The following is a 22,318-nucleotide window of genomic DNA, read 5'->3' as shown; positions in this document are numbered from 1 at the left end:
TCCTTGAGGACCTTTGATCGATCTGGTTGGTTCGGCAGCCCGGCCGTCCGCGAGGGACCCGTGGCTTTCCGCCCCCGCCTTGCAACGGGTTTGGCCTTTACTCCGCATACGGAAACATACGCGACGGCTTCATGGGTGTAAAGCCGCAGGCCCACCAATAAGACCGACGAGGCCGTGCCGGACGGTACGCGGACGCAAAAAACCTGAAAAAGTCGCCTGCCCGCCACGATCTTCCCCCTGCTTCCGCTTGCCTTCATTTCAGGAATGGTTACCCTCCCAAAATGACCAAAGCCACCGAACACAAATCCATCCATATAGAAGGTGCCCGGCACCACAATCTCAAGGACCTGACCCTGGACATCCCCCGCGACAGCCTGGTGGTCGTGTGCGGCCCGTCCGGGTCGGGCAAGTCCACCCTGGCCTTCGACATCGTCTACGCCGAGGGCCAGCGCCGATACGTGGAGTCGCTCTCGGCCTACGCCCGCCAGTTCCTGCCCCAGATGGACAAGCCGGACGTGGACAAGGTGGAGGGGCTGTCCCCGGCCATCTCGCTGGAACAGCAGACCGCCACCCGCAACCCGCGCTCCACCGTGGGCACGGTGACCGAGGTCTACGACTTCCTGCGCGTGTTCTACGCCCGGCTGGGCAAGTTCTACTGCCCCGAGTGCGGCCAGCCCATCGAGGCCCAGACCACGGACCAGATCGTGGACACCATCCTGGCCCTGCCCGAAGGCACCAAGTTCATGCTCCTGGCCCCGCTCGTCGAGCACCAGAAGGGCACGCACAAGGACCTGTTCAAGAAGCTCAAGAAGGACGGCTTCGTGCGCGTGCGCGTGGGCGGCGAGCTGTACTCCCTGGACGAGGTGCCCGAGCTGGAGAAGAACAAGAAGCACACCATCGACCTGGTGGTGGACCGCCTGGTGCTCAAGGATGGCATCAAGAAGCGGCTGGCCGACTCCGTGGAGCTGGCCCTGGAAAAGGGCGACGAGCGGCTCATCGTGTCCGTGGTGGGCGGCGACAGCCCCGGCGACACCGCCATGTCCACCCTGTCCACCTGCCCCGCCTGCCGCATCTCCATGCCGCGTCTCACCCCGCAGCTCTTCTCCTTCAACTCGCCCCAGGGGGCCTGCCCGACCTGCAACGGCATCGGCACCGTTGAATATTTCGAGCCCGACCTGATCGCGCCCAACAAGGGCCTCTCCCTGAACGACGGCGGCATCATCCCGTGGAAATCCGCCTACCGCCAGGAGCAGTACGGGCCCAAGCTCAGGGCGCTGGGCAAGCTGCACGGGTTCAACGAGAACACCCCGCTGTCCGACTTCTCGCCCGAGGCCTGGGACGACCTGTTCTACGGCAATCCCAAGGTCAACTGGCAGGGCGTGGTGCCCATCCTGGAATACGGCCAGCAGATGTCCGGCGTCTGGGATCACTGGACCGCCCGCTTCCAGCAGTCCCGCCCCTGCCCGGACTGCGATGGCGCGCGCCTCAAGCCCGAGGCCCTGGCCGTGCGCGTGGCCGGGAAAAACATGTTCGAGTTCGCGTCCATGTCCATCCAGCGGGCGCTCGACTGGCTCCAAGACCTCGATTTCAGCGGGCACGACACCCTCATCTCCGAGCCGCTCCTGAAGGAGCTCACCCACCGCCTCGGGTTCATGGTCAACGTGGGGTTGGAATACCTCTCCCTTGGCCGGAACATGGCCACCCTGTCCGGCGGCGAGGCCCAGCGCATCCGGCTCGCCTCCCAACTCGGCTCCGGCCTTGTCGGCGTGACCTACGTGCTGGACGAGCCGTCCATCGGGCTGCACCCCCGCGACAACCAGCGGCTCCTGGACACCCTGCGCTCGCTCCAGTCGCGCGGCAACACCGTGCTGGTGGTCGAGCACGACGAGCCCACCATCCGCGAGGCGGACCACGTCATCGAGATCGGCCCCTCATCGGGCTGGCTCGGCGGCGAGATCGTCTACCAGGGCGACGTGGACGGCCTGCTCGAGGCGGATACCCTGACCGGCAAGTACCTGCGCGGCGACATGTTCATCGAGCCGCCCGCGACCCGACGCAAAGACACGGGCCGAATCCGACTCCTCGACGTCCAGACCAACAACCTCAAGAATCTCGACGTGGACATCCCCCTCGGCGTCATGACCTGCGTCACCGGCGTGTCCGGATCGGGCAAGTCGTCCCTGGTCATGGACTCCATGTACAAGCACCTGCTCCTGCACATGGGGCAGAAGGCAAACAATCCCGGCAAGATCGGCGGCATCGACGGCCTGGACAAGATAGAGAAGGTCATCTCCATCGACCAGACGCCCATCGGCCGTACCCCGCGCTCCAACCCGGCCACCTACACCAAGATTTTCGACGAAATCCGCAAGATCTTCGCCGGAGCCAAGGAGGCCCGCAAGCGCGGCTACAAGCCCGGCCGGTTCTCCTTCAACGTCAAGGGCGGCCGCTGCGAGGCGTGCAAGGGCGACGGCCAGATCAGGGTCGAGATGCACTTCCTGCCCGACGTCTACGTCACCTGCGAGACCTGCAAGGGCAAGCGGTACAACGCCCAGACCCTGGAGGTCGAATACAGGGGCAAGACCATCGCCGACGTGCTGGACATGACCGTGCGCCAGGCGCGCGAGTTCTTCGCCAACCATCCCGCGCTCATGCGCAAGCTCGACGTGCTCGCCCAGGTCGGCCTGGAATACCTGCGCCTGGGCCAGCCCGCCACCACCCTGTCCGGCGGCGAGGCCCAACGCATCAAAATCTCCCGCGAACTCGGCAAGCGCAGCCTGCCCGGCGCGCTCTACATCCTGGACGAGCCCACCACCGGCCTGCACATGCACGAGGTCGGCAAACTCATCCACGTGCTCCACGCCCTGGTGGACAAAAACGCCACGGTCATCGTCATCGAGCACAACACCGACGTCATCAAGGCCTCGGACCACGTCATCGACCTCGGCCCCGGCGGCGGCGAACACGGCGGCCAGATAGTCGCCTCCGGCACGCCCGAGGAAATCCTCGCCAACCCCGACAGCGCCACCGGACAGTTCCTATAGGGGATGCTTCCGGCGGGTCTGCCGACGGCCCCCTTCGGGGAGACCAGGGCGCTGCCCTGGACCCGCTCAAGGCCGAGGGCCTTAAGAATCCCATATCCCGCCTGCGGCGGGTACCCCAACACAACGCAAATCGACCGGTCACCCATTCGGGATGACCGGTCGATTTGCGTTGTGTTGGGGCGAGGTTGTTTGAAGGGAGGGGTTGCGCCGAACATTAAAAACATATTATCGGTCTATATACATTAATTATTTTCAAGGTGCTACGATGATAAGATACCTGTTGTTTCTCCTTGCGATCGGCCTGTTCACGGCAGGTGTTTGCACCGGCCTTCCCGAAAATCCTCCAATATCCATGGCCGAATTGGACAGAACGCTCGCAGCGATCTATCACGCAGAACAACTGAAGCTATGTGACGAATGCAATGACATCTCGGATGGAACGGATAAAGCAAATCAGCTTGCTCGCTTAGCCTGCAAATCAATGTTCTGCTCATACGTTATTGCGGATGACGATGTCCTCAAGGTCATCGCACTCTTAAAACAGGCAGCAAGCCTTGGGAGCCCCAAAGCCAATTACGATCTAGGCTGCATGCTGAACAAAATTGATAAAGATCGTGCTGCAGAACATATAAAAACCGCCGCTGAGTTGGGCCACCCCCTAGCGCAGGCCCGTTATGCTGTTCGCCTGTATTCTGAAGGAGACATAAACGCCGCTATTCAGTGGTACGAAAAAGCAGCCTCTCACGGCGACAAGGACATAGCAGCGCGTTTCGGAATGTTGCTCTACATGAATTCCTTCATCGAAAACGATCCCCAACAACGAGCCCGGGGAAGTTCCATGATACGTGAACTCGCCAGAGGCGGAAATATTCAGGCGCAGGAATGCATGGTTTATTCGACCATGGGCGGGGACTTCGATGAAGACTACGCGTGGCTCCTGGCCCAAGCCGAATCAGGCAACGCGCAATATTTTTACATTGCAGGCTTCATATATGACCAGGGGGCAGGAGTAAAAAAGGATCTTAAAACCGCAAAGACCTGGTACGAAAAAGCAGTCAGGGCCAGATCAGAATTGGGAGGCCTGAGATTGTTCATGCTTCTTGAAAACGAGGCAACCAACCAATAACAGCGAGTCATGCCGACCCGCTGTTACTGGTTGCATGCAACGAAACACCCCGTCCGTGCCGGACGGGAACTACTTCTTTCTCTTCTTTTTCATTTCCTTGATCTTCTCGGGCGCATCGTCTCCAACTCCATCCTCGATTTCCTTTGCCCGGCCCTTGCGGAGTTCCTTTTGTTCCTCGGCCTGCTCCCTGAGCTGTTCGCGCTCTCCGGCCTCGTCGAGCTGCCGCTGCTCGCGCTCTTCCTTGCGCTGTTGCAGCTCCTCCTCGGTCATGGACCGCTCCTTCGGGTCCTCCGCCACGTTTCGGCGCACTTCCTCGCCCTTGCCGCCGCCTTTGCCCTTGGCCCAGGCCGGTGCGCCGAACAGCGGGGCCGCTCCCACCAATGCCAGGACGGCGAGTCCTTTCAATACCTTGCGCCGGGTTGTCGTCGCCTTCATGTCCACCCTCCTTGCAGGTTGAAACGAATATCCCAGTAAAGGATATACGAACCGGAAGGGCATTCGGTCAAAACGATCCTCAAAAAAATAACGGCAGGCCGAACGACCTGCCGCTTTTGCTTGGTTGAGCCGGGTTGGAGAATGACCGCGCTCACTCGATCCTGGAGCCGTTGTACAGATACCTGCCGGCGCGTTGGGCGTCGAAATAGACCGCCGCGCCGATCAGGTAGCGGGCCGCGTCCTCGGTCACCGACTGCGTCAGCGGCAACTCGATGGCGGTTCCCTTGTACCCGACTTCCACCGTGGAAGGATTCTCCCTGATCGCCACACTCTCCCGATCAAAGACAACCATGCCGTCCAGATGTGCTTCAGCCTTTCTGATCACTTCTTCTCTCATGACAGCCCCCAGTGTTTATCCAACTGGGTATATTACATTCGCTTTTGTGGCAATGAAAACCGGATTTGCGCGATCAACCAACCCAATTGCGCAGTTTTTCTCCACCATGACCCACCTACTCATGGGAAAGACACAGATTATAACCCCACAACCCTTACTCCGTTGCTCCGATTGCGCTACATATAAGAATAATGACGAAAAACCCGCCGCCCACACATCGACCGCAGCCATTCGGCCCCCGATTCCGGCTCCTTGGACGCGGGCTCGTCACTGCCACGTTCCTGGCCGTCCTGTTCGCGGCTGCGCCCTGCGCGGCGCAAAGGACATACCGGATCAGTTACTCGCCCGGAGCGGCCATCCATGCCATTGCCAAAGAAAGGGTGCAGTCCGCCTACGAACGGGCCGGGCTCGCCGTGGAATTCGTCCCCATGCCGCACAAGCGGTCGCTCCAATCCGCCGACGAGGGCAGCGTGGACGGCGAGGTGGGCCGCATAGAAGGCATCGAGAAAAACTATCCCGATCTCGTGCGCGTCCCGGTCAAGGTCATCGACCTGCTCGCATGCGCCTATGTCCTGGACAGGTCGCCGATACGGCGATACAGCCCGAACCTGCTGAATGAATTGAAGGTCTGTGCGGTCTTCGGCGTGCAGTGGGCAAAGGACCTCCTGAACTGCCGAACTGCGGAGATGGTCAGCGACTATGACAAGCTCATGGCCATGCTGGTCGAGAAGCGGGTGGATATGGTCCTGGGGAGCGCCCTCAGCGTCGAGGCGGTCCTCAGCAAAAAAGGGGACTGGAACAAGCACGTCCGCAGACTGAATCCGCCCGCCTCCTGCCAGCCCCTCTATCACTACGTGCACAAGAATAACGCGCGGCTCGTCCCGCTGCTGGAGAAGGCCCTCAGGGAATTGTGGGCCGAAGGCCGGTGGAACACCAGCCCCTCGCCATAGCCGCCCCTGGAACCGATCACCGTTTCCGGCAATACTCCACGAACCTCACGAGCAAAGAGGCCGACTCCGGGGTGTCGCAGACCGTGGCCCGTATGCCGGTCACGTCGCACCCCTCTTGCAGCAGGTCCGCCTCGCGCATGTCGATGTAGTGGCGAATGGCGTCGGCGTCGAACTCCGGGTGGAACTGGACGCCCCAGGCATGCTCGCCCACACGGAAGCACTGGTGCGGGTCGTGGGTGCCCGTGGCCAGCAGGGCCGCGCCGGGCGGGACCCTGAGCGCGGTCTGGGAATGGGTGACGTGGCCCTTGAACACTGCGGGCAGGCCGACGAGCAACGGGTCGGCCCCGGCCTCGGCCGTCAGGGTGATGTCCGCCGTGCCGATCTCCACGCCGTCAGGGTGGTAGCCAGCCTCGCCGCCCAGGGCGTCGGCCATGAGCTGGTGGCCGAAGCAGATGCCGAGCAGCGGCAAGCCCGCGTCCACGGCCCGGCAGACCCACGCCTTGGTGTCGTGAATCCACTGCATGCCGTCCGTGACCATGTCGTGGGAACCGGTCATGGCCGCGCCCGCGAACCCCGCCGGGTCGGGCAGGGGCTCGCCCGCCTGCACGTCCACGCACAGCCATTGGCCGTCCGCAAGGCCCATGCCCTCAGCGGTCCAGTGCTCGAAATCCTTGCGCTTCCGTGCGTAATCCGGGAACGTGCCGCCGGTCCTGACGATGAGAAATTTGTCCATTTTAAACCTACAAAAACGTAGTTAAGTTGCCGTGTTAAGGCGATGATGCGACAAGCCCGAACCGCTGTCAACCGCCTGCCCGACTTGAACACCGGGCCCGGTTTGCGGTACTGTCGGTCAACACCTCGGAGAAAACCATGAGCAATGCAGATACGATCAAAAGATGGAGCCGCCGCGAATTCATCAAGGCGGGCGGGATGACCGTTGCGGGCGCGGCCCTTTCCGGATGCGCAAAGAACCCGGTCACGGGCGAGAACCAGCTCATGCTGGTCAGCGAGCAGCAGGAAATCGCCATGGACAGGCAGGCCTCGCCGCAGCAGCTGTCCACGGACTACGGCGTGGTGCGGAGCATGGACCTCGACGACTACGTGGGCAAGGTGGGCAAATCCCTGTCCGACACCTCGCACCGGCCGCACATGCCCTTCAACTACAACGTGGTCAACGCCAACTACGTCAACGCCTACGCCTTTCCCGGCGGGACCATCGCCTGCACGCGCGGCATCATGCTCGAGGTGGACAACGAGGCCGAGCTGGCCGCCCTGCTCGGCCACGAGATCGGCCACGTCAACGCCCGGCACACGGCCTCGCGCATGAGTTCACAGATACTCATCAGCGGGGCTGCGGGGCTGGGCGGCGCGCTCATCGGGGCCAAGTACGGCAACACCTGGGGCGCGGTGGCCGGCGGCCTCGGCGGCATAGGGGTGGGGCTGCTCCTGGCCTCCTACTCCCGCGACGACGAGCGCCAGGCCGACGCCCTGGGTATGCAGTACATGACCAACGCGGACTACAACCCGGACGGCATGATCGGGCTCATGGAGATGCTCAACGAACAGCACGACCGCGAACCGAGCGCCCTGGAGGTCATGTTCTCCACCCATCCCATGAGCTCAGAGCGGCTGGCCACTGCCCGCCAGCGGGCCAACACCAAATATCTCGGCGCAAAGCAATACGCCTTTTACCGCGAGCGGTACATGGACAACACCGCCAAGCTGCGCGCCATCGGCCCGGCCATCAAGGACATGCAGAAGGCGGAAAAACTCGGCGGCAAGAAGCAATACGACGAGGCCGAAACCACCATGCGCACGGCCCTGCTCCAGGTGCCGGACGATTACGCCGGGCTGCTGATCATGTCCAAGCTCCTGGCCGCCCAAAAGAAATACGACGAGGCCCTGGCCTACGCCGAACACGCCCACCAGGTCTACCCCGAGGAGGCCCAGGCCAGCGCCATGACCGGCCTGCTCGCCCTCAACGCCAAGAAATACTCCCGCGCCTACGACGGCTTCCAGGCCTACGACAAGGCCCTGCCCGGCAACCCCATGGTCGGATTCTACAAGGGGTATTCCCAGGAAAAGATGGGCAACCGCAAGGAAGCGGCCCAGGAATACTACAAGTACCTGCAGAAGGTGCGCGAGGGCGACGCCGCGAACCATGCCTACTCGCGGCTGGTGCAGTGGGGCTATCTCAGGGGCGAGGTCACTCCCGGAACGTCCGAGTTCGAGATAATGGCCTAGAGAGGCTCCCGGATCAGGCCGAACAGGTCGTCCAGCATCCTGTCAGGGGGTGGATCGAGGTCGGGTATCGGGCCGTGGTTGAGGGTCAGCACGGCGGCCAGCCCCGCGCCCTTTGCCCCGGCGATGTCATAAGCCGGGCTGTCCCCGACGAAAAGAATCCTGTCCAGGGGCGCGTCAAAGGCCCCCACCGCCTCCCGGAAGAGCGCGGGCGACGGCTTGATGCTGCGGAAATCCGAGGAAAAGACCATCTTCTCGAACAGGTGCAGGATGCCGGAACCGCGAAATTCGTCGAGCCAGGTGTCCTTGGACGCCCAGATGTTGGATACGATGCCCAGCCGGTGGGTGGCGGCGAGTTCCATGAGCAAACCGGCGTACTCCGGGGAGACGGTGCCGCACTCGTGACGGGCGAATGTCCGCTGAAGAAGCCGCAGCTCCTCCGGGTCCAGGCCTTCGGCTTCCTTCGCGGCCGCCATTGCCTGGTCCAGACTCGGAAAGTCGTCGAAATAGGCCGAGTCGCCGTACCGGCTGATGAGATACTCGAAGCTGGTGCGGATCACGGCGTTGACGGCCGCGTCCCCCAGGCGGTCGCCGCCCATGCCCCGGTAGGTGTCGGCGAAATTCTCTTCGGGGCCGAACCGGTCCACACCGAACATGAACGTCTTCTGGACGTCGAGCAGGATGACGTCGAAGCCGTCGATGAAACGCGGCGCGCCGGTTCCGGACCTCACGCCAGCTCCTCCCGCACCCGCCGCGCCAGGTTGTCAGCGTCCGGTCCCAGGGGGACCAGCTCGATGTCTTCGGGGGTGGCGGCCCCCAGGCCGAGTTCGACGGCCCGGGCGATCTGCTCCTGTTCGAAGACGGCTCCCCGGGCGACCTCGGGGGTGGTCCCGTACAGGCGCAGGATGGCCACGCCGACGGCGTCAACGGCCACGGGGTCGGTCCCGACGACGATCACGCCCGGCTCCACCTGTCTGCCCGCGTGCGGGCCGCCGGAGACGAACGCACGGAGACCGTCCATGACGATCAGGTCGTTGCGGAAAACCTGGCTGATCTCGGCGATGAGGGTGCGCTGCCGGCGCGAGCCGTGCAGCTCGTTCATGTAGTTGTAGCCGGTTGCCGGGTCGTACTTGGCCACGGCACCCACCGCGTTTTTCAGCGACAGGGTGAAGTGGCCGCCGTACTGGTGGGTCTTGAGGCAGCAGGTCTGGACCACGCGGTCCGCCTCGGCGAAGTGGCGCTCCAGCAGAAACCCCTTCTTCCAGTGGCTGTCGAGCGGCGCGTGGTGCACGTAGCCGTCCGCGCCGAGCCGGTCCATGACCACCACCTTGAACCCGACCTCGCGGGCCACGTCATGGACCCCCAGCTCCTCGAGCACCCTGGCGGTGACGCCCATGCCGCTCCGCTCCACCAGGGCCATGGGCCCGGCCCCGGCGTCCTTGAGGCCCTGCGTCAACGCCCGGAGCGTGTCCGGGTGGGTGGAGGCGGGGAACGGGTCCGCGCTGTTGTAGTTGGCCTTGAGGGCCACGGTCGCGCCCCGGAACCCGGACAGGTCGAACTCGGCCAGAGCCCGGGCCACGCCCAGAGCCCGATCATCGGTTTTGACCAGGACCACCCTGGACTTCCCCCGCGCGAACACGGGCGCGGGCAGCCCGACCCCCGAAAGGATACCGGCCCCCAACATGATGACGTTCCTGATAAACCGCCGACGATCCAATACGCTGTTCAATCCGGACATGGCTCTTCCTCCATCATCAAAGATAGAAGGAAGAACCATTCCTGTAAAGCGCAACCGACCGCAGGCGTCACATCGAAGGAACAGTGACGCACCTTGCCAAAGCAGTGCAACCGCGCGAATGCGCCTATAAAAAGTTTAGAAAAAGGAGGGGATGGGGGTCCGGGGGCAGGGGAGGAAAAACCCTTTTCAAAGGTTTTTTCCTCCCCTTCCCCCGGCCGTCGGAGACGAATTTACCCGCACTTGGTGTAGGCGCAGGACTTGCAGATGTGGCAGCCTTCCTCGAACACGAGGGGCTCGCCGCAGTCGGGGCAGAGTTCCTTGTTCAGGGAGGCCACGTTGCCGTCCACGTTCTCGCCGCTCAGGTAGCGGGACTCGAACACGTGGGCGATGGCGTCCGGGATGGACTTGACCAGGTGCTTCTTCATGAACTTCGGGTTCTCGCCGCCGATGCCCTTGAGCTGCTGCACGATCTCGCGCACCTCAACGCCGGAGCGCAGGGCCAGGGACACGAGACGGCCGATGGCCTCGGCCTTGGCCGTGATGGACCCGCCGGACTTGCCGATGGTGGCGAAGACCTCGAACGGCTTGCCGTCCATCTCGTTGACGGTCAGGAACAGCATGCCCAGGCCCGTGGGGATCTTCTGGGTGAAGCCGTAGATCACGTCCGGGCGGGACTTGACCACGGACTCGCCCTTGGCCTTGTCCTTCTTCTTGTCGCCGTCGCCGGTGCACAGGACCTGAGAGGTCTTGGACCCGTCGCGGTAGACCGTGACGCCCTTGCAGCCGTATTCGTAGGCCTTCCAGTAGATGTCCCAGATGTCTTCCTTGGTGGCGGAAGCGGGCAGGTTCACGGTCTTGGACACCGCGTTGTCCGTGAATTTCTGGAAGGCGGCCTGCATCTTGAGATGCCAGATGGGCTCGATGTCCATGGAGGTGACGAAAATCTTGCGCAATTCCTCGGGCAGGTGGTCCATCTTCCTGATGGAGCCGACCTTGGCGATCTCCTCCATGAGCTTGCCGGAATAGGCGTCCACGTCCTTGACGGCCTGCTCGAAGAACGGGTTGGTCTCCACCAGCTTGTCGTTGTCCATGACGTTGCGCACGAAGGACAGGGCGAACAGCGGCTCAACGCCGGAGGAGCAGCCGCCGATGATGGACAGGGTGCCGGTGGGCGCGATGGTCGTGGTGGTGGCGTTGCGGTAGGGGCCGAGGTTGGCCTCGCCGAAGGTGGACTCCGGGTAGGCCGGGAACGCGCCGCGCTCGGCGGCCAGAATCTTGGACGCGGACCGGGACTCGTCGTGGACGAACTTCATGACCCGCTCGGCCAGGTCCACGGCGGTCTGGGAGTTGTACGGAATCTTGAGCTGGTAGAGCAGGTCCGCCCAGCCCATGACGCCCAGGCCGATCTTGCGGTTGGTCTCGACCATCCTGGTGATCTGCTCCAGGGGATACTGGGAGGCGTCGATGACGTTGTCCAGGAAGCGGACGGACAGGTGGACGATGCGCTTGAGCTCGTCCCAGTCCACCTCGGAATCCTTGCCGTTCCTGCCCTTGGCGTAGCACTTGCCGAGGTTGATGGAGCCGAGGTTGCAGGCCTCGTAGGGCAGCAGGGGCTGTTCGCCGCACGGGTTGGTGGACTCGATCTCGCCCAGCTTGGGGGTCGGGTTGTCGCGATTGATGCGGTCCAGGAACACGATGCCCGGATCGCCGGACTCCCAGGCCTTCTGCACCAGGATGTTGAACACCTCGCGGGCGTTGAGGGTGCCCACGGTCTCGCCGGAGTTGGGGGCCACGAGATCGTAGTCCTCCTTCTTCTCGACGGCCTTCATGAAGGTCTCGGTCAGGGCGATGGACAGGTTGAAGTTGTTCAGGTCGCCGTCCCGCTCCTTGGCCTTGATGAACTCCATGATATCCGGATGGTCTACGCGCAGGATGCCCATGTTGGCCCCGCGCCGGGTGCCGCCCTGCTTGATCTGCTCGGTGGCGCAGTTGAAAATCTTGAGGAACGACAGCGGGCCGGAAGCCACGCCGCCGGTGGAGCCGACCACGGAATCCTTGGCCCGGAGCCGGGAGAAGGAGAAGCCCGTGCCGCCGCCGGACTTGTGGATCATGGCCGCGTGCTTGACCGCGTCGAAGATGCCCTCGATGTCATCCTCCACCGGCAGGACGAAACAGGCCGCCAGCTGCCCGATGTCCGTGCCCGCGTTCATCAGCGTGGGGGAGTTGGGCAGAAACCGGTAGGAGGTCATCAGGTCGTAGAAGTCACGCGCCAACGATGCGGGCTTGCAGCTTGAGTTCTTGTACTTGCCCTCCTCTTCCGCGATGGCCGATGCCACCCGCCAGAAGAGTTCCTTGGTGGTCTCATAGACGATGCCTTCGGCGTCCTTTTTCTGATAACGCCGTTTCAATACTATCTTGGCGTTTTCATTGATGATCGGGTCCGGAAGGTTGGCGGGCATCTTGAGCTTGGGCATACAGAGAACCTTTTTAACAGTTTGTAATGTTTAACTTTTTACGAACGAATCGCCGAGCCGAGATGCTGGCGCTAGAGAATGTCTAGACTACAGAAAGAGACCTGAAAACGCCAGCCCAAATTTGAATTTCCCGAGAGATCGCCGGGAGCCCTTGGCCTGTCTCACTCCATGGACACCGGAGCCAGCTAGGAATGGCTCTTATTTCAAAAACGGTATTTCCGGGGGCACATTTTCGTCGGCGCGGAGACGAAAAAAAGGCCCCGCGCTCGACACGCGGGGCCCGATCTCCGAAGGCGTGAAGGGGCTATTTTTTCCAGACGTGGAATTCATACCCGTACATGCCCGGATACCTCCGGTACAGGTCGATCTCCACCCGGGTCATGTCGATTATGGCCCGTCCGTCGGGATCGTCGCCGTACACGGGTTCGATGGCATTGATCCGTTTTTCCACATCGTCGTAGAACGCGTCCCAGCAGGACGCATCCATGGTGAAGTTGCCCGTCACGGAGTACCCCGCGGCCTCGGCGGCCCGATTGTTGGCCGCTGCGGTGCGCATGACCGGATACCCCTTGGCCCAGTGCTCGCGGACGGGGGCGGGAGCGTCGGCAGGGTCCACCAGCCAGACCGCGTCGGTGATGCACAGGAATCCGCCGGGCCTGAGGAACGGCTTCCACGCTTCAAGGGCGTTGTCCACGCCCATGATGTAGGCCGCGCCCTCGCACCAGATGCAGTCGAAGGACTCGGGTTCGGCCCGGACATCGGCCATGTCCATGACCGCCGCCGTGACGCGGTCGGCCACGCCCGCCGCCTTGGCCCGCTCGACCATCCGGTCCAGAAACGGCCGATATATCTCGGTGGCCGTGATCATGCCGCCGGAGATGCGGGCGAGGGGGATGGTGGCCCCGCCCGTGCCGCAACCCAGCTCCAGGATATTCGGGCGGTCGGGCATGCCCTCGCACAGGGCGTAGGCACGCCTGGTCATTTCGTGACTGCCCGGGCCCTCTCGCTCCAGCCCCTCGTATATCCTGAAGAACATCTCCATGAACCGGCCTGATTCCTTGTTGATGTTGAATATCTCGTGGGGCGCGGCGGCCATGGCCCGGATGGCCGAGATTTCGCTGTCCGGAATGTGCAGGCGGCGGAGGAACAACTCGTGCTGGTCCGGCGCGGTGCGCTCGAAGCGGACGTGCCAGTTGCGCATGTCCTCCTCGGAAAATCCGGCGGCGGACAGCAGCGACACCCAGGTGGCCTTGTCCATGGCGCCGGTCTCCTTGAGCAGGTCGGCCCGGCCCAGCAACCCGGCGATGAGCCGCTGCTGCTCGCGCAGGTCGTCCATCTCCCGGTTCAGTTCGCCCAGCCGATTCTCCAGGGCCTCGGCCACGGAGGTTTCAGCCCCCCCGTCGAGCATGTGCGCGATCTCCTTCAGGGCAATGCCCGCCCGCCGGTATTCGCATATCTTCGACAGCCGCGCGTCGTCGGCCCCGGAGTACTGCCGGTACTCGCCCTTCATGTGCCCGCCGGGCGAAAGCAGCCCGATGCGGTCGTAATACAGCAGCGTGGACCGCGACAGCCCGTGCCGTTTAGCCAGCCTTCCTACCGTGTACGTCATTCGCGATTCTCCGGGGCAGCCCGATGTATCAGCCCCGGAACATGTCGCCGGTCTCCAGGTAGTGGGCCAGGATCTTGGCGAGCATGCCCATCTGGGCCTTGAAGGCCCGGGGCTTGTCCTTCACGTATTCATTGCCTTCCGCGTTGAGCGGCGTGATGTGCTGCGTCCACCGCAACACGGTTCCCGCGCCGTCGGGCGTCAGCTCGATGACGAACCGGATCACGCGGGCCTGGTTGGTGCGCACGAACTCGATGCGCTGAAACGGCTCGAAACGGCTCGTGACCCAGGTCTCCCGGCCACACTCGCCGGGGAAATCCCTGAGAAACACGCAATCCAGTTCATTGTACCCCGATGCCGAGCGCACCAGATCGCATTCCCAGTGTTCGATCCAGTCGTATTCTCTTGTCGGGCACAGCTGGGGCCAGATGGTTTCCGACGTGAAATCCAGGTACGTTTCCTCGGACACGGTCACGGGGTTACTCACAAATTCAGCCATGGGTTTCTCCTTGTTGGCGTTCATTCACGCCCCCATGCCTGAACTATGAACCTATAGACAGGTAAAGGAGAAAGACAACTTTTTTCTCATACGGGCAAAAAGCGGATTTACGTCCGAAATAAATTAATCTATGAGGCAAATCAGCGGTCCTGTTCATATTATTTCAGCAAAGAGAGCTTTCACATGCGTATTTCCGATCGTCTGGCCCGGATCAAGCCGTCGGCAACCCTGGCCGTGAACACCAAGGCCCAAGAATTGCGCGACCAGGGGCGGGAGATCATCTCCCTGGCAGTGGGTCAGCCCGACTTCCCCACCCCGGCGCACGTCTGCGAGGCGGCCAAGGCGGCCCTGGACGAGGGTTTCACCCGCTACACCGCCGTGCCGGGCATCCCGGAACTGCGCAAGGCCGTGGCAGGATACTATACGAAATTCTACGGCGCGGTCGCCTCGGGCGACAACGCCATCGTCTCCAACGGCGGCAAGCAGGTCCTCTACAACCTGCTCATGGCCGTGGTGAACCCCGGCGACGAAGTGCTCATCCCGGCTCCCTACTGGGTCAGCTACCCGGCCATGGTCCAGCTGGCCGAGGGCGTTTCCGTATTCGTGCCCACCACCGCCGACGAGGACTACCTGGTCACCGTGGACGGCCTCGAAGCCGTGCGCACGGACAAGACCCGCGTACTCATCCTCAACTCGCCGTCCAACCCCACGGGCTGCTGCTACACCCGGGAACAGCTCGAAGCCATCGCGGCCTGGGCGCGCAAGAACGACATCTTCATCATCTCCGACGAGGTCTACGACCGTCTGGTCTACGCCCCGTTCTCGCCCGTGTCCCTGGCCAAGACCTGGGAAGCGCACCCCGAGACCATCGCCATCGTGGGTGCCCTGTCCAAGTCCTTCTGCATGACCGGCTGGCGCGCGGGCTACGCCCTGGCCCACGAGGACCTGATCAAGGCCATGAACAAGATTCAGGGACAATCCACCTCCAACATCAACTCCATCACCCAGAAGGCCGCCCTGGCCGCCCTGACCGGACCCTGGGACATCGTGGACGAGATGAAGGAGTCCTTTGTCCGCCGCCGCGACCTGGCATACGACATCATCACCGGCTGGGGCGCACCCTGTCCCAAGCCCGACGGCGCGTTCTACCTCTTCCCGGTGCTGGACCAATTCTACACCGACGACGCCCCGGACTCGGCGGCCATGTGCACCAAAATCCTCGAAGAGGTCGGCGTGGCCCTGGTGCCCGGTTCCGCCTTCGGCGACGACAAGTGTATCCGCTTCTCCTATGCCGTGGATGACGCTACGCTGGTGGATGCCCTGACCAGGGTCGGCAAGGTGCTCAAGGGCTAGGGAGTGTCCCTGGACCCGCTGGTGAGCTAGTGGACATCGTTGGATTTTGCTGCCGATTGGCGGTGGATTCGATGTAGTCTGATCAGATGAAAAAATTGGCCGCGCCATGTCGAGACATGGCGCGGCTTTTTTTGTGTGTGGGGGGAAGAGAAGACTTTTGGGGTGTGAAGCGCATTCGCGTTGAACCTCTTTCGTTCTCCCCTTGAAGTGTTCCGCCACTCGGCGGCCCTATTTTTGGCTGGCGCCCCAAAAATAGGGGAAAAAGGGCGCTTTTGTTGTAGCTCGCGCTGGCAGGCCCAAGAGCCTGTAGGCGACTTTGCTGCCCGTCTGCAAACTGGCCTGCGGCAAGGTCGACGGGCTGCGCAAGTCGCCCGAAACAGGCTCTAGGACCCGCCAGCGATTGTCTTCCGCGACCGTCCATCTCTGCCACCTCCGACAGGTGCACCTTTCGAAACCGCCGCCCGGACAATTATCGTTTGCACCCGCCTTGATCGCGGGCCTAGAAGCCGACAGCGAGGGACGGCGGCTCCCGAAACGCAGTACGTGCGCCTAATCAGGGCCAACACCTCCCCGGACAATCAATGCCAGCCATCCCCCACGGATGGGAGCCGTCCCGAGCTGATCGGATTCTCCCCGCGATCTTGGGGCGGCCGCGCTACAAAGCGCACTTTTTGCTTACTTTTTGGTGCGCCAGCCACAAATCCGCAGGACAGCGGATTTGGACCGCGCCTGATAAGGCGCGACCCCGAAGGGGTGGGGGCCATGGACGGCCCGAATCAAAAGTCAGCCGCTGTAAAAGCGGAACACATAAAAAGAAGAACGCGCACCGTCCAACGCGAATGCGCGTCAAACCTCTTAAAAAAAAGGGCGCACCATCCCATAGGAAGGTGCGCCCTTTTCGGGTCGACGTTGGTGTCGGCTACAACGTCAACCCCAGCGGGGCGAGGTAGAATTCGCCCTTGAAGGTCAGTTCCGCAGCGCCCTGCAAAAACACATCGTCCCCTTCCAGGAACACGGTCAGGACCTCGCCGCCGGTGGTGGTCAGGTTGGCGTATTCGCCGGTCAGGCCGAGCTTGCTGGCCAGCAGCTGGGTGGCCGCCGCGCCGGTGCCGCAGGCGTAGGTCTCGGCCTCCACGCCGCGTTCGTAGGTACGCAGCAGGATGGTGTTCCCGTCCACGACCTGGGCGAAATTGACGTTGGTCCCCGAAGGGGCGAACCGGGCGTGGTAACGCAGCTTGGGGCCAAGGTCCATTATGTCCACACCCTTGACGTCGTCCACGAAGACCACGGCGTGGGGCACGCCGGTGTCCGAAAAGTGCACGGTCAGCGGTCGGCCGTCCACATCGAGCTCGATGCCGGTCTCGGTCTTCACGGGCGGAGTGAGCTGCACCTTGACGCGGCCCGCGTCCGGACCGTCCAGGAGCACCTGCGCCGCTATCGGCCCGGCGTCGGTGCCGAACACGTGGCTGGCCGGGGCCAGGCCCAGGGCGTGGGCGAGCTTGCCCGCGCAGCGCGAGGCGTTGCCGCACATCTCGGCGCGGGAGCCGTCGGAGTTGAAGAAATGCCAGCGGTAGTCCAGGGACGGGTCGCCGGACTCCTCCAGGAAGAACAGCCCGTCCGCGTATACGCCGAAGGCGCGGGCGCAGACCGCCCTGGCCCAGTCCGCCATGACGGATTCCGGGACCTTGATCTCGCGGTTGTCGATGACGACGAAGTCGTTGCCGCACCCCTGCATCTTGTAGAAGGGCACGGACTCGGTGAATATGTTCATGCGGTTTCGCTCCATTTGCCCCCAGCTAAACGGGGACAAAGGATATAGTCCAATTCTTTTTGCGTATGAATGAAAAAAGTCACTCCCGGAGCCATTCCTCGGCGTCGGCAATGGTGTCGAACACCCGATAGTTGACCGACCGGTTTCGCAGCATGGTCTCGAAATTTTCATTCCGCGCCTTGTTGGCCGGATCGGGCACGCTGGCAAAACGGTATCCCTGGATGGCGGCCATGACAATCTGCTCCGACTCCCCGACCAGATAGGCTTCATGCGTGTCGACCCCGAGAACAAGACCCCGCTCGTCCAGCAGGATGCGTTTCAGGCCGGAAGCCCGTACGGCATCCATGAGCCTGGAAACTTCATTCCTGAACGTTCCGGCGGGCACGGCCCCGCTCATGCGGACCAGCGCATACGTATTTTTGGGCTCGACCTCTAACCGCACACCAACTCCTTCCGATACTTCTTCAGATATACAAATAATTGAGCAAGTCCCGGCGGGATGTCAAGTTGATTGACCTTGCAATTAGTCCCGGGCAAAGGTAACGCAGGCCACGCTGCCAAGGAGAAAACCATGTCCAAACCCTGCGTGGGATGCGGGTGGTGCTGCATCCAGGACCCCTGCATGGAATCCCACAGACGATACGGCTACATGCGCCGCTGCCCCGACCTGTTCTGGGACGAGGCGGCAGGACGGTACATGTGCGGCCTGATGCTCGACCCGGAGACCGCCGTGGAGGTCAAGCGCTCCCAGCACGCCGGGCAGGGATGCTACGCCCCGCTCAACTCCTGGCGCGACGATGTGCGCAACCGCGACGACGACTGACCTTATTTTCCCCTCCCCCCTTGCCTGAATTCGTTTTTCGGGCGATACTCTCCTTGGACCCTAACATTCTTCACCCTGGAGAGCCCCATGCGCGTTACCTTTGCCGGAGTGGGCGAAGCCTTTGACGAGAACCTGCCCAACACCTCGATCCTGGTTGAATCCGGAACTTCCTCCATCCTGCTGGACTGCGGCTTCAGCGCCCCCGGACCGGTCTGGAAACTGGGGGACCGTGCCGGCCGCCTGGACGCCATATTCGTTTCCCATTTCCATGCGGACCACTATTTCGGCATTCCGGCCCTGCTGGCCAGATTCGCCGAGGAAGGGAGAAAGGAACGGCTGACCATCCTCGGCCCCACAGGCATTGAGGGCCGCGTCAGGCGGCTGCTGGAAATGGCCTACTCCAACATCCTGGCCAAGGCCGGGTTCGACGTCTACTTCCTCGAGTGCACCCCGGGCGACGAATTCAAGCACGCAGGGTTCAACTTCGCCTTTGCCATGGGCGACCACCTCATGCCCTGCCTGGCCTTGCGGCTCACCGCCGACGGGAAGTCCCTGCTGTATTCAGGGGACGGGCGGCCCACGGACAGCACGCGGAAGCTGGCCCGTGGGTGCGACTTCATCATCCACGAGGCCTATGCCCTGAACAGGGGAGTGCCCGGCCACGGTACGGTGGAGGCCGCCCTGGCCTTCGCAGCCGAGTCCGGAGCCAGGGCGTGCGCCCTGATCCACATGGACCGCGCAGTCCGCCACGCTAAAAAGGATGAGATCATGGGTCACATCGCCTCCCTTTCGGGCCTGCACGGCTTCCTGCCCGAACCCGGCGACACCTTCGACGTCTGACCCTGCCTCGCCCGACCGTCGTCATATTATCATTTCCTTTTGGACGGCCCTGTGCCACGTTCTTGGCGCACGCACAATCACACTACACCCCACAGTCGGAGCACCAGGACGCCATGGCCGGAAAATACGATCTTATCGTCTACGATTTCTTTGAAAAAACTCATGGCGCAATAGTGCTCATCAGCGAGGACCTGCTCTTCAAGCGGACCATCTCCTCCACCATCTTCAAGATCATCGCCACCAAACGGGACTGCTTCTTCGCCTTTGAGGGGTTCCAGTCCGGGCTCAAGCAGATCCAGGCCCTGGAGAATAAAGGGGTGGAGACCATCGTCTTCATCGAGCGCGTCCTGGGCGGCCACCCGACCACGGACACCATCATCACCCTCAAGCGGCTCATGCCCGAGCTGAAGATCATCGTCCTGGTCGGCGAGACCAAAAGGGAAAACATCGCCTACTTCTACGAGGTGGGCGTTTCAAACGTCATTGCCAAGCCCGCCTCCATGAACAACATCATCGAGAAGATGGCCTTCACGGTCAAACCGCAGGGCAAGCTCAGCGAATACATGACCGTGGGCAGGAAATGCCTGAACGCCGGTCGTCTCTTGGAGGCCAAGCAGATCGCGGACAAAATCCTCCGGATCAAACCGGAAAGCCCGGCGGGCCTGATGCTCAAGGGCGATGTGTTCATGGCCGAAAACAACCCGGAAAAGGCGCTGGACTGCTTCCACCGGGCCCACGACAGCTCCCAGCTCTACCTGGAGCCGCTCAAGAAGCTGGTGGACGCCTATCAGGGATATGACGATGAAAAGTCCATGAAATATCTCAAGAAGCTCGACAAGCTCAGCCCGCTGAACGCCGAGCGGAAAACCCAGATCGGGAAGCTCCACGTCCGACGCCAGGAGATGGACCAGGCCGAGACCTACTTCGACCAGGCCATCGAGACCGCCACCAGGGAAGCCATGAGCCTGATCAGTTCCGTGGCCGAAGAAATCTCCGAGGCCGTGGACCATACCTCTCCCCGGCTGGCCGAAAAATACCTGAGCAAGGTCCTGGAAGCCAAACAGGGCACCCTGACCAAGGACGACATCACCCTGTTCAACCGGCTGGGCATCGCCCTGCGCGGCCAGGGCAAGTGGAAGGAAGCCATGGAGAATTACACCAACGCCCTGAGCATCTCCCCTGACGACGAAGGACTGCACTACAACATGGGCATGGCCTACTTCGATGGCGGCGACAAACGCAAGGCAGCAAGATGCTTTGAGAAAGCCCTCAAGATAAACCCCGACTTCTACAAGGGGTCCGAGGCGGTGGCCATGAACCTCGGCACCATTTTCAGCGAGCTCAAGGAGTACGAGTGGGCCGTCCCCTGTTTCGAGAGCGCGCTGAAACTGAACCCCGACAACGACACCGCCCGGGGCAAGCTCGACACCATCAAGGGTCGTGGGCGCTGAGTCCGCCCGATTGCCCAACACCCCCATTTCGCGTATCATCCTTAAGTAATCCGCTCTGCTGCCCGATGGGACATAAAAGGGAGTACCCATGCCCCCAGAGAGCCCAGACCAGATCGTCCGAGATTTTCTCGACAAGGACGAGGGAGTCATCGTCTACCTGTCCGATGACTTCGTGTTCACGCGCGCCCTGAGAAACATCGTTTCGCGGGTCATCGGCCTGCGCGGCGAGACCCTCCTGCCCTATTCCTCCACCGAAGCCGCCCTGAACAAATGCCTGGAGCTCCGCGACGCGGAAACCCCCTGCGTGGTCTTTGTCGAGCGCATGATCGGGAGCCAGCCCTCCACGGACTTCATCATCCGTCTGAAAAAGGAATTCCCGGACGTGACGATGATCGTCCTCACCTGGGAGGCCACCCACGAGACCGTGGCCTACTTCTTCGAGCTGGGCGTCAGCCGGGTGCTGGTCAAGCCCGCCTCGGCCAACAAGGTCATCGAGGAACTGGCCGCCGCCATCGCCCCGCCCGTGGAACTCAGGCAGCACCTCGAGCGGTGCGCCGAACTGCTGGAAAACAGGGAATACGACGAGGCCCTGGAGGCCTCGGACCGCATCCTCATGATCCGCCCGGACAGCGCCCGGGGGCTGGTCCTGCGCGGCGACGCCCTGATGGGCGTGGGCCGCACGGACAGCGCCATCCAGTGCTACATGGCCGCCCACGAGGCCAAGCCCATCTTCATGGCCCCGCTCATCCGGCTGGCCGGTGCCTTCCGCGACATGGAAGACGAACGCGCCCTGGCCTACCTGAAGGAGCTGGACGACATCAGCCCGCTCAACCCGGAGCGCAAGGTGGACATCGCCGAACACCACCTCAGGCAGGGCGAGCACGACAAGGCCGAGGAGTACCTCGACCGGGGCATCTCAGTGGCCGAACGCGAGGCGACCAGCATCGTGGGCGACCTGACCCAGCGCATCGTGGACGCGGTCTCGGCCATCGCGCCCAACCTGGCCGTCAAGTATCTGAACCGCGTCATCGACACCAAGCGGGTGCTCGGCCGCGACGATCTGATCCACTTCAACCGGCTGGGCATCATCCTGCGCGGCGAAGGCCGCTGGGAAGAGGCCGTGGAGGTCTACGGGAAGGCCCTGACCATCGCCCCGGAGGACCCGGTCATCCACTACAACATGGGGCTGGCGCTGTGGGAGGGCAACCAGCGCACCCCGGCCATGGACAGCTTCGAGAACGCGCTGCGGATCGACCCGGGCTTCTACATCGGCAGCGTGGGCGCGGCCCTCAACGTCGGCTCCCTCTATCTCGACCTCCGGCAGTACGACGACGCCATCCCCTTCTTCGAGCACGTCCTGGACATCGACCCCGACAACTCCCTGGCCCGCAGGAAGCTGGACGAGGCCCACGACAGGACCAAGCTCGCCCCGGAGCCCTCGCCGGAGGAAAGCTTCGCCATGAGCCTGGCCGAAGAGGAAGACGTCATCGACCTGGACTCCCTGCCCGAACCGCCGAAAAAGAAGAAGAAAAAGAAAAAGCGGCGGCCCTTCACCAATCTGGAACTCTAG

19 protein-coding genes and 1 riboswitch are annotated in these 22,318 nt (G+C 62.6%); of the genes, 9 read left to right on the top strand and 10 right to left on the bottom strand.

Annotation, left to right across the window (positions count from 1 at the left end):
- Positions 1-30: 30 nt before the first annotated feature.
- Positions 31-105, bottom strand: a riboswitch (cyclic di-GMP riboswitch).
- Between the two features lie 176 nt (positions 106-281).
- A complete protein-coding gene (gene uvrA, locus OO730_RS10905) occupies positions 282-3,044 on the top strand; it encodes an excinuclease ABC subunit UvrA (RefSeq protein ID WP_264981497.1) in 2,763 nt (920 codons plus the stop codon).
- A 265-nt stretch (positions 3,045-3,309) separates the two neighbouring features.
- Complete coding sequence (locus OO730_RS10900) at positions 3,310-4,170, top strand: tetratricopeptide repeat protein (RefSeq protein WP_264981496.1); 861 nt, start codon at positions 3,310-3,312, stop codon at positions 4,168-4,170.
- Between the two features lie 69 nt (positions 4,171-4,239).
- Here the strand turns inward: OO730_RS10900 and OO730_RS10895 are convergent, their stop codons facing one another.
- Positions 4,240-4,605, bottom strand: coding sequence for a hypothetical protein (locus OO730_RS10895; protein ID WP_264981495.1), 366 nt, complete (start codon positions 4,603-4,605; stop codon positions 4,240-4,242).
- A 151-nt stretch (positions 4,606-4,756) separates the two neighbouring features.
- Positions 4,757-5,002 carry a hypothetical protein gene (locus tag OO730_RS10890; protein ID WP_264981494.1) on the bottom strand — a complete coding sequence of 82 codons (246 nt, stop codon included), beginning with the start codon at positions 5,000-5,002 and terminating at the stop codon, positions 4,757-4,759.
- Between the two features lie 191 nt (positions 5,003-5,193).
- On the opposite strand from OO730_RS10890, the gene OO730_RS10885 reads away from it, so the two are divergent.
- Positions 5,194-5,952, top strand: coding sequence for a substrate-binding periplasmic protein (locus OO730_RS10885; protein ID WP_264981493.1), 759 nt, complete (start codon positions 5,194-5,196; stop codon positions 5,950-5,952).
- Between the two features lie 16 nt (positions 5,953-5,968).
- On the opposite strand, the gene OO730_RS10880 is transcribed toward OO730_RS10885, so the two are convergent.
- Positions 5,969-6,685 (bottom strand): glutamine amidotransferase, encoded by a 717-nt coding sequence (locus tag OO730_RS10880; protein ID WP_264981492.1) that lies wholly within the window; start codon positions 6,683-6,685, stop codon positions 5,969-5,971.
- Positions 6,686-6,822: 137 nt separating this feature from the next.
- On the opposite strand from OO730_RS10880, the gene OO730_RS10875 reads away from it, so the two are divergent.
- Positions 6,823-8,196: a M48 family metalloprotease gene (locus tag OO730_RS10875; RefSeq protein ID WP_264981491.1), complete on the top strand. Its 1,374-nt coding sequence runs from the start codon at positions 6,823-6,825 to the stop codon at positions 8,194-8,196.
- Here the strand turns inward: OO730_RS10875 and OO730_RS10870 are convergent.
- The 5 genes from OO730_RS10870 to OO730_RS10850 form a co-directional block, all read right to left on the bottom strand.
- Complete coding sequence (locus OO730_RS10870; RefSeq protein WP_264981490.1) at positions 8,193-8,924, bottom strand: HAD family hydrolase; 732 nt, start codon at positions 8,922-8,924, stop codon at positions 8,193-8,195. The two genes, OO730_RS10875 and OO730_RS10870, sit on opposite strands and share 4 nt — an antisense overlap.
- Positions 8,921-9,931, bottom strand: a complete 1,011-nt coding sequence (locus OO730_RS10865; RefSeq protein ID WP_264981489.1) for a DUF362 domain-containing protein — start codon at positions 9,929-9,931, stop codon at positions 8,921-8,923. Before OO730_RS10865 ends, OO730_RS10870 begins: the two co-directional genes overlap by 4 nt.
- A 230-nt stretch (positions 9,932-10,161) precedes the next feature.
- Entirely contained in the window at positions 10,162-12,405 is a 2,244-nt protein-coding gene (locus OO730_RS10860) for a vitamin B12-dependent ribonucleotide reductase (protein ID WP_264981488.1), read from the bottom strand.
- Positions 12,406-12,709: 304 nt separating this feature from the next.
- Positions 12,710-14,014, bottom strand: coding sequence for a MerR family transcriptional regulator (locus OO730_RS10855; protein ID WP_264981487.1), 1,305 nt, complete (start codon positions 14,012-14,014; stop codon positions 12,710-12,712).
- 28 nt (positions 14,015-14,042) lie between these two features.
- Positions 14,043-14,510: an SRPBCC family protein gene (locus tag OO730_RS10850; RefSeq protein ID WP_264981486.1), complete on the bottom strand. Its 468-nt coding sequence runs from the start codon at positions 14,508-14,510 to the stop codon at positions 14,043-14,045.
- Between the two features lie 183 nt (positions 14,511-14,693).
- Here OO730_RS10850 and OO730_RS10845 point away from each other — a divergent pair, with 183 nt between their 5' ends.
- Positions 14,694-15,863, top strand: a complete 1,170-nt coding sequence (locus OO730_RS10845; protein WP_264981485.1) for a pyridoxal phosphate-dependent aminotransferase — start codon at positions 14,694-14,696, stop codon at positions 15,861-15,863.
- 919 nt (positions 15,864-16,782) lie between these two features.
- Here OO730_RS10845 and dapF read toward each other — a convergent pair.
- Together dapF and OO730_RS10835 are read right to left on the bottom strand one after the other, a co-directional pair.
- Positions 16,783-17,634, bottom strand: coding sequence for a diaminopimelate epimerase (dapF, locus tag OO730_RS10840; protein ID WP_264981484.1), 852 nt, complete (start codon positions 17,632-17,634; stop codon positions 16,783-16,785).
- 79 nt (positions 17,635-17,713) lie between these two features.
- Complete coding sequence (locus OO730_RS10835) at positions 17,714-18,076, bottom strand: hypothetical protein (RefSeq protein ID WP_264981483.1); 363 nt, start codon at positions 18,074-18,076, stop codon at positions 17,714-17,716.
- Between the two features lie 129 nt (positions 18,077-18,205).
- Between OO730_RS10835 and OO730_RS10830 the strand changes: the two genes are divergently transcribed.
- The 4 genes from OO730_RS10830 to OO730_RS10815 all read left to right on the top strand — a co-directional run bounded on the left by OO730_RS10830 (position 18,206) and on the right by OO730_RS10815 (position 22,318).
- Positions 18,206-18,457: a hypothetical protein gene (locus tag OO730_RS10830; RefSeq protein ID WP_264981482.1), complete on the top strand. Its 252-nt coding sequence runs from the start codon at positions 18,206-18,208 to the stop codon at positions 18,455-18,457.
- An 87-nt stretch (positions 18,458-18,544) separates the two neighbouring features.
- Positions 18,545-19,297, top strand: coding sequence for an MBL fold metallo-hydrolase (locus OO730_RS10825; protein WP_264981481.1), 753 nt, complete (start codon positions 18,545-18,547; stop codon positions 19,295-19,297).
- Between the two features lie 113 nt (positions 19,298-19,410).
- Complete coding sequence (locus OO730_RS10820; RefSeq protein ID WP_264981480.1) at positions 19,411-20,748, top strand: tetratricopeptide repeat protein; 1,338 nt, start codon at positions 19,411-19,413, stop codon at positions 20,746-20,748.
- Between the two features lie 88 nt (positions 20,749-20,836).
- Positions 20,837-22,318, top strand: coding sequence for a tetratricopeptide repeat protein (locus tag OO730_RS10815; RefSeq protein ID WP_264981479.1), 1,482 nt, complete (start codon positions 20,837-20,839; stop codon positions 22,316-22,318).

It is taken from the genome of Pseudodesulfovibrio portus (assembly GCF_026000375.1).
Lineage (GTDB): Bacteria > Desulfobacterota > Desulfovibrionia > Desulfovibrionales > Desulfovibrionaceae > Pseudodesulfovibrio > Pseudodesulfovibrio portus.
This window is presented reverse-complemented; position numbering and strand designations above follow the sequence as displayed.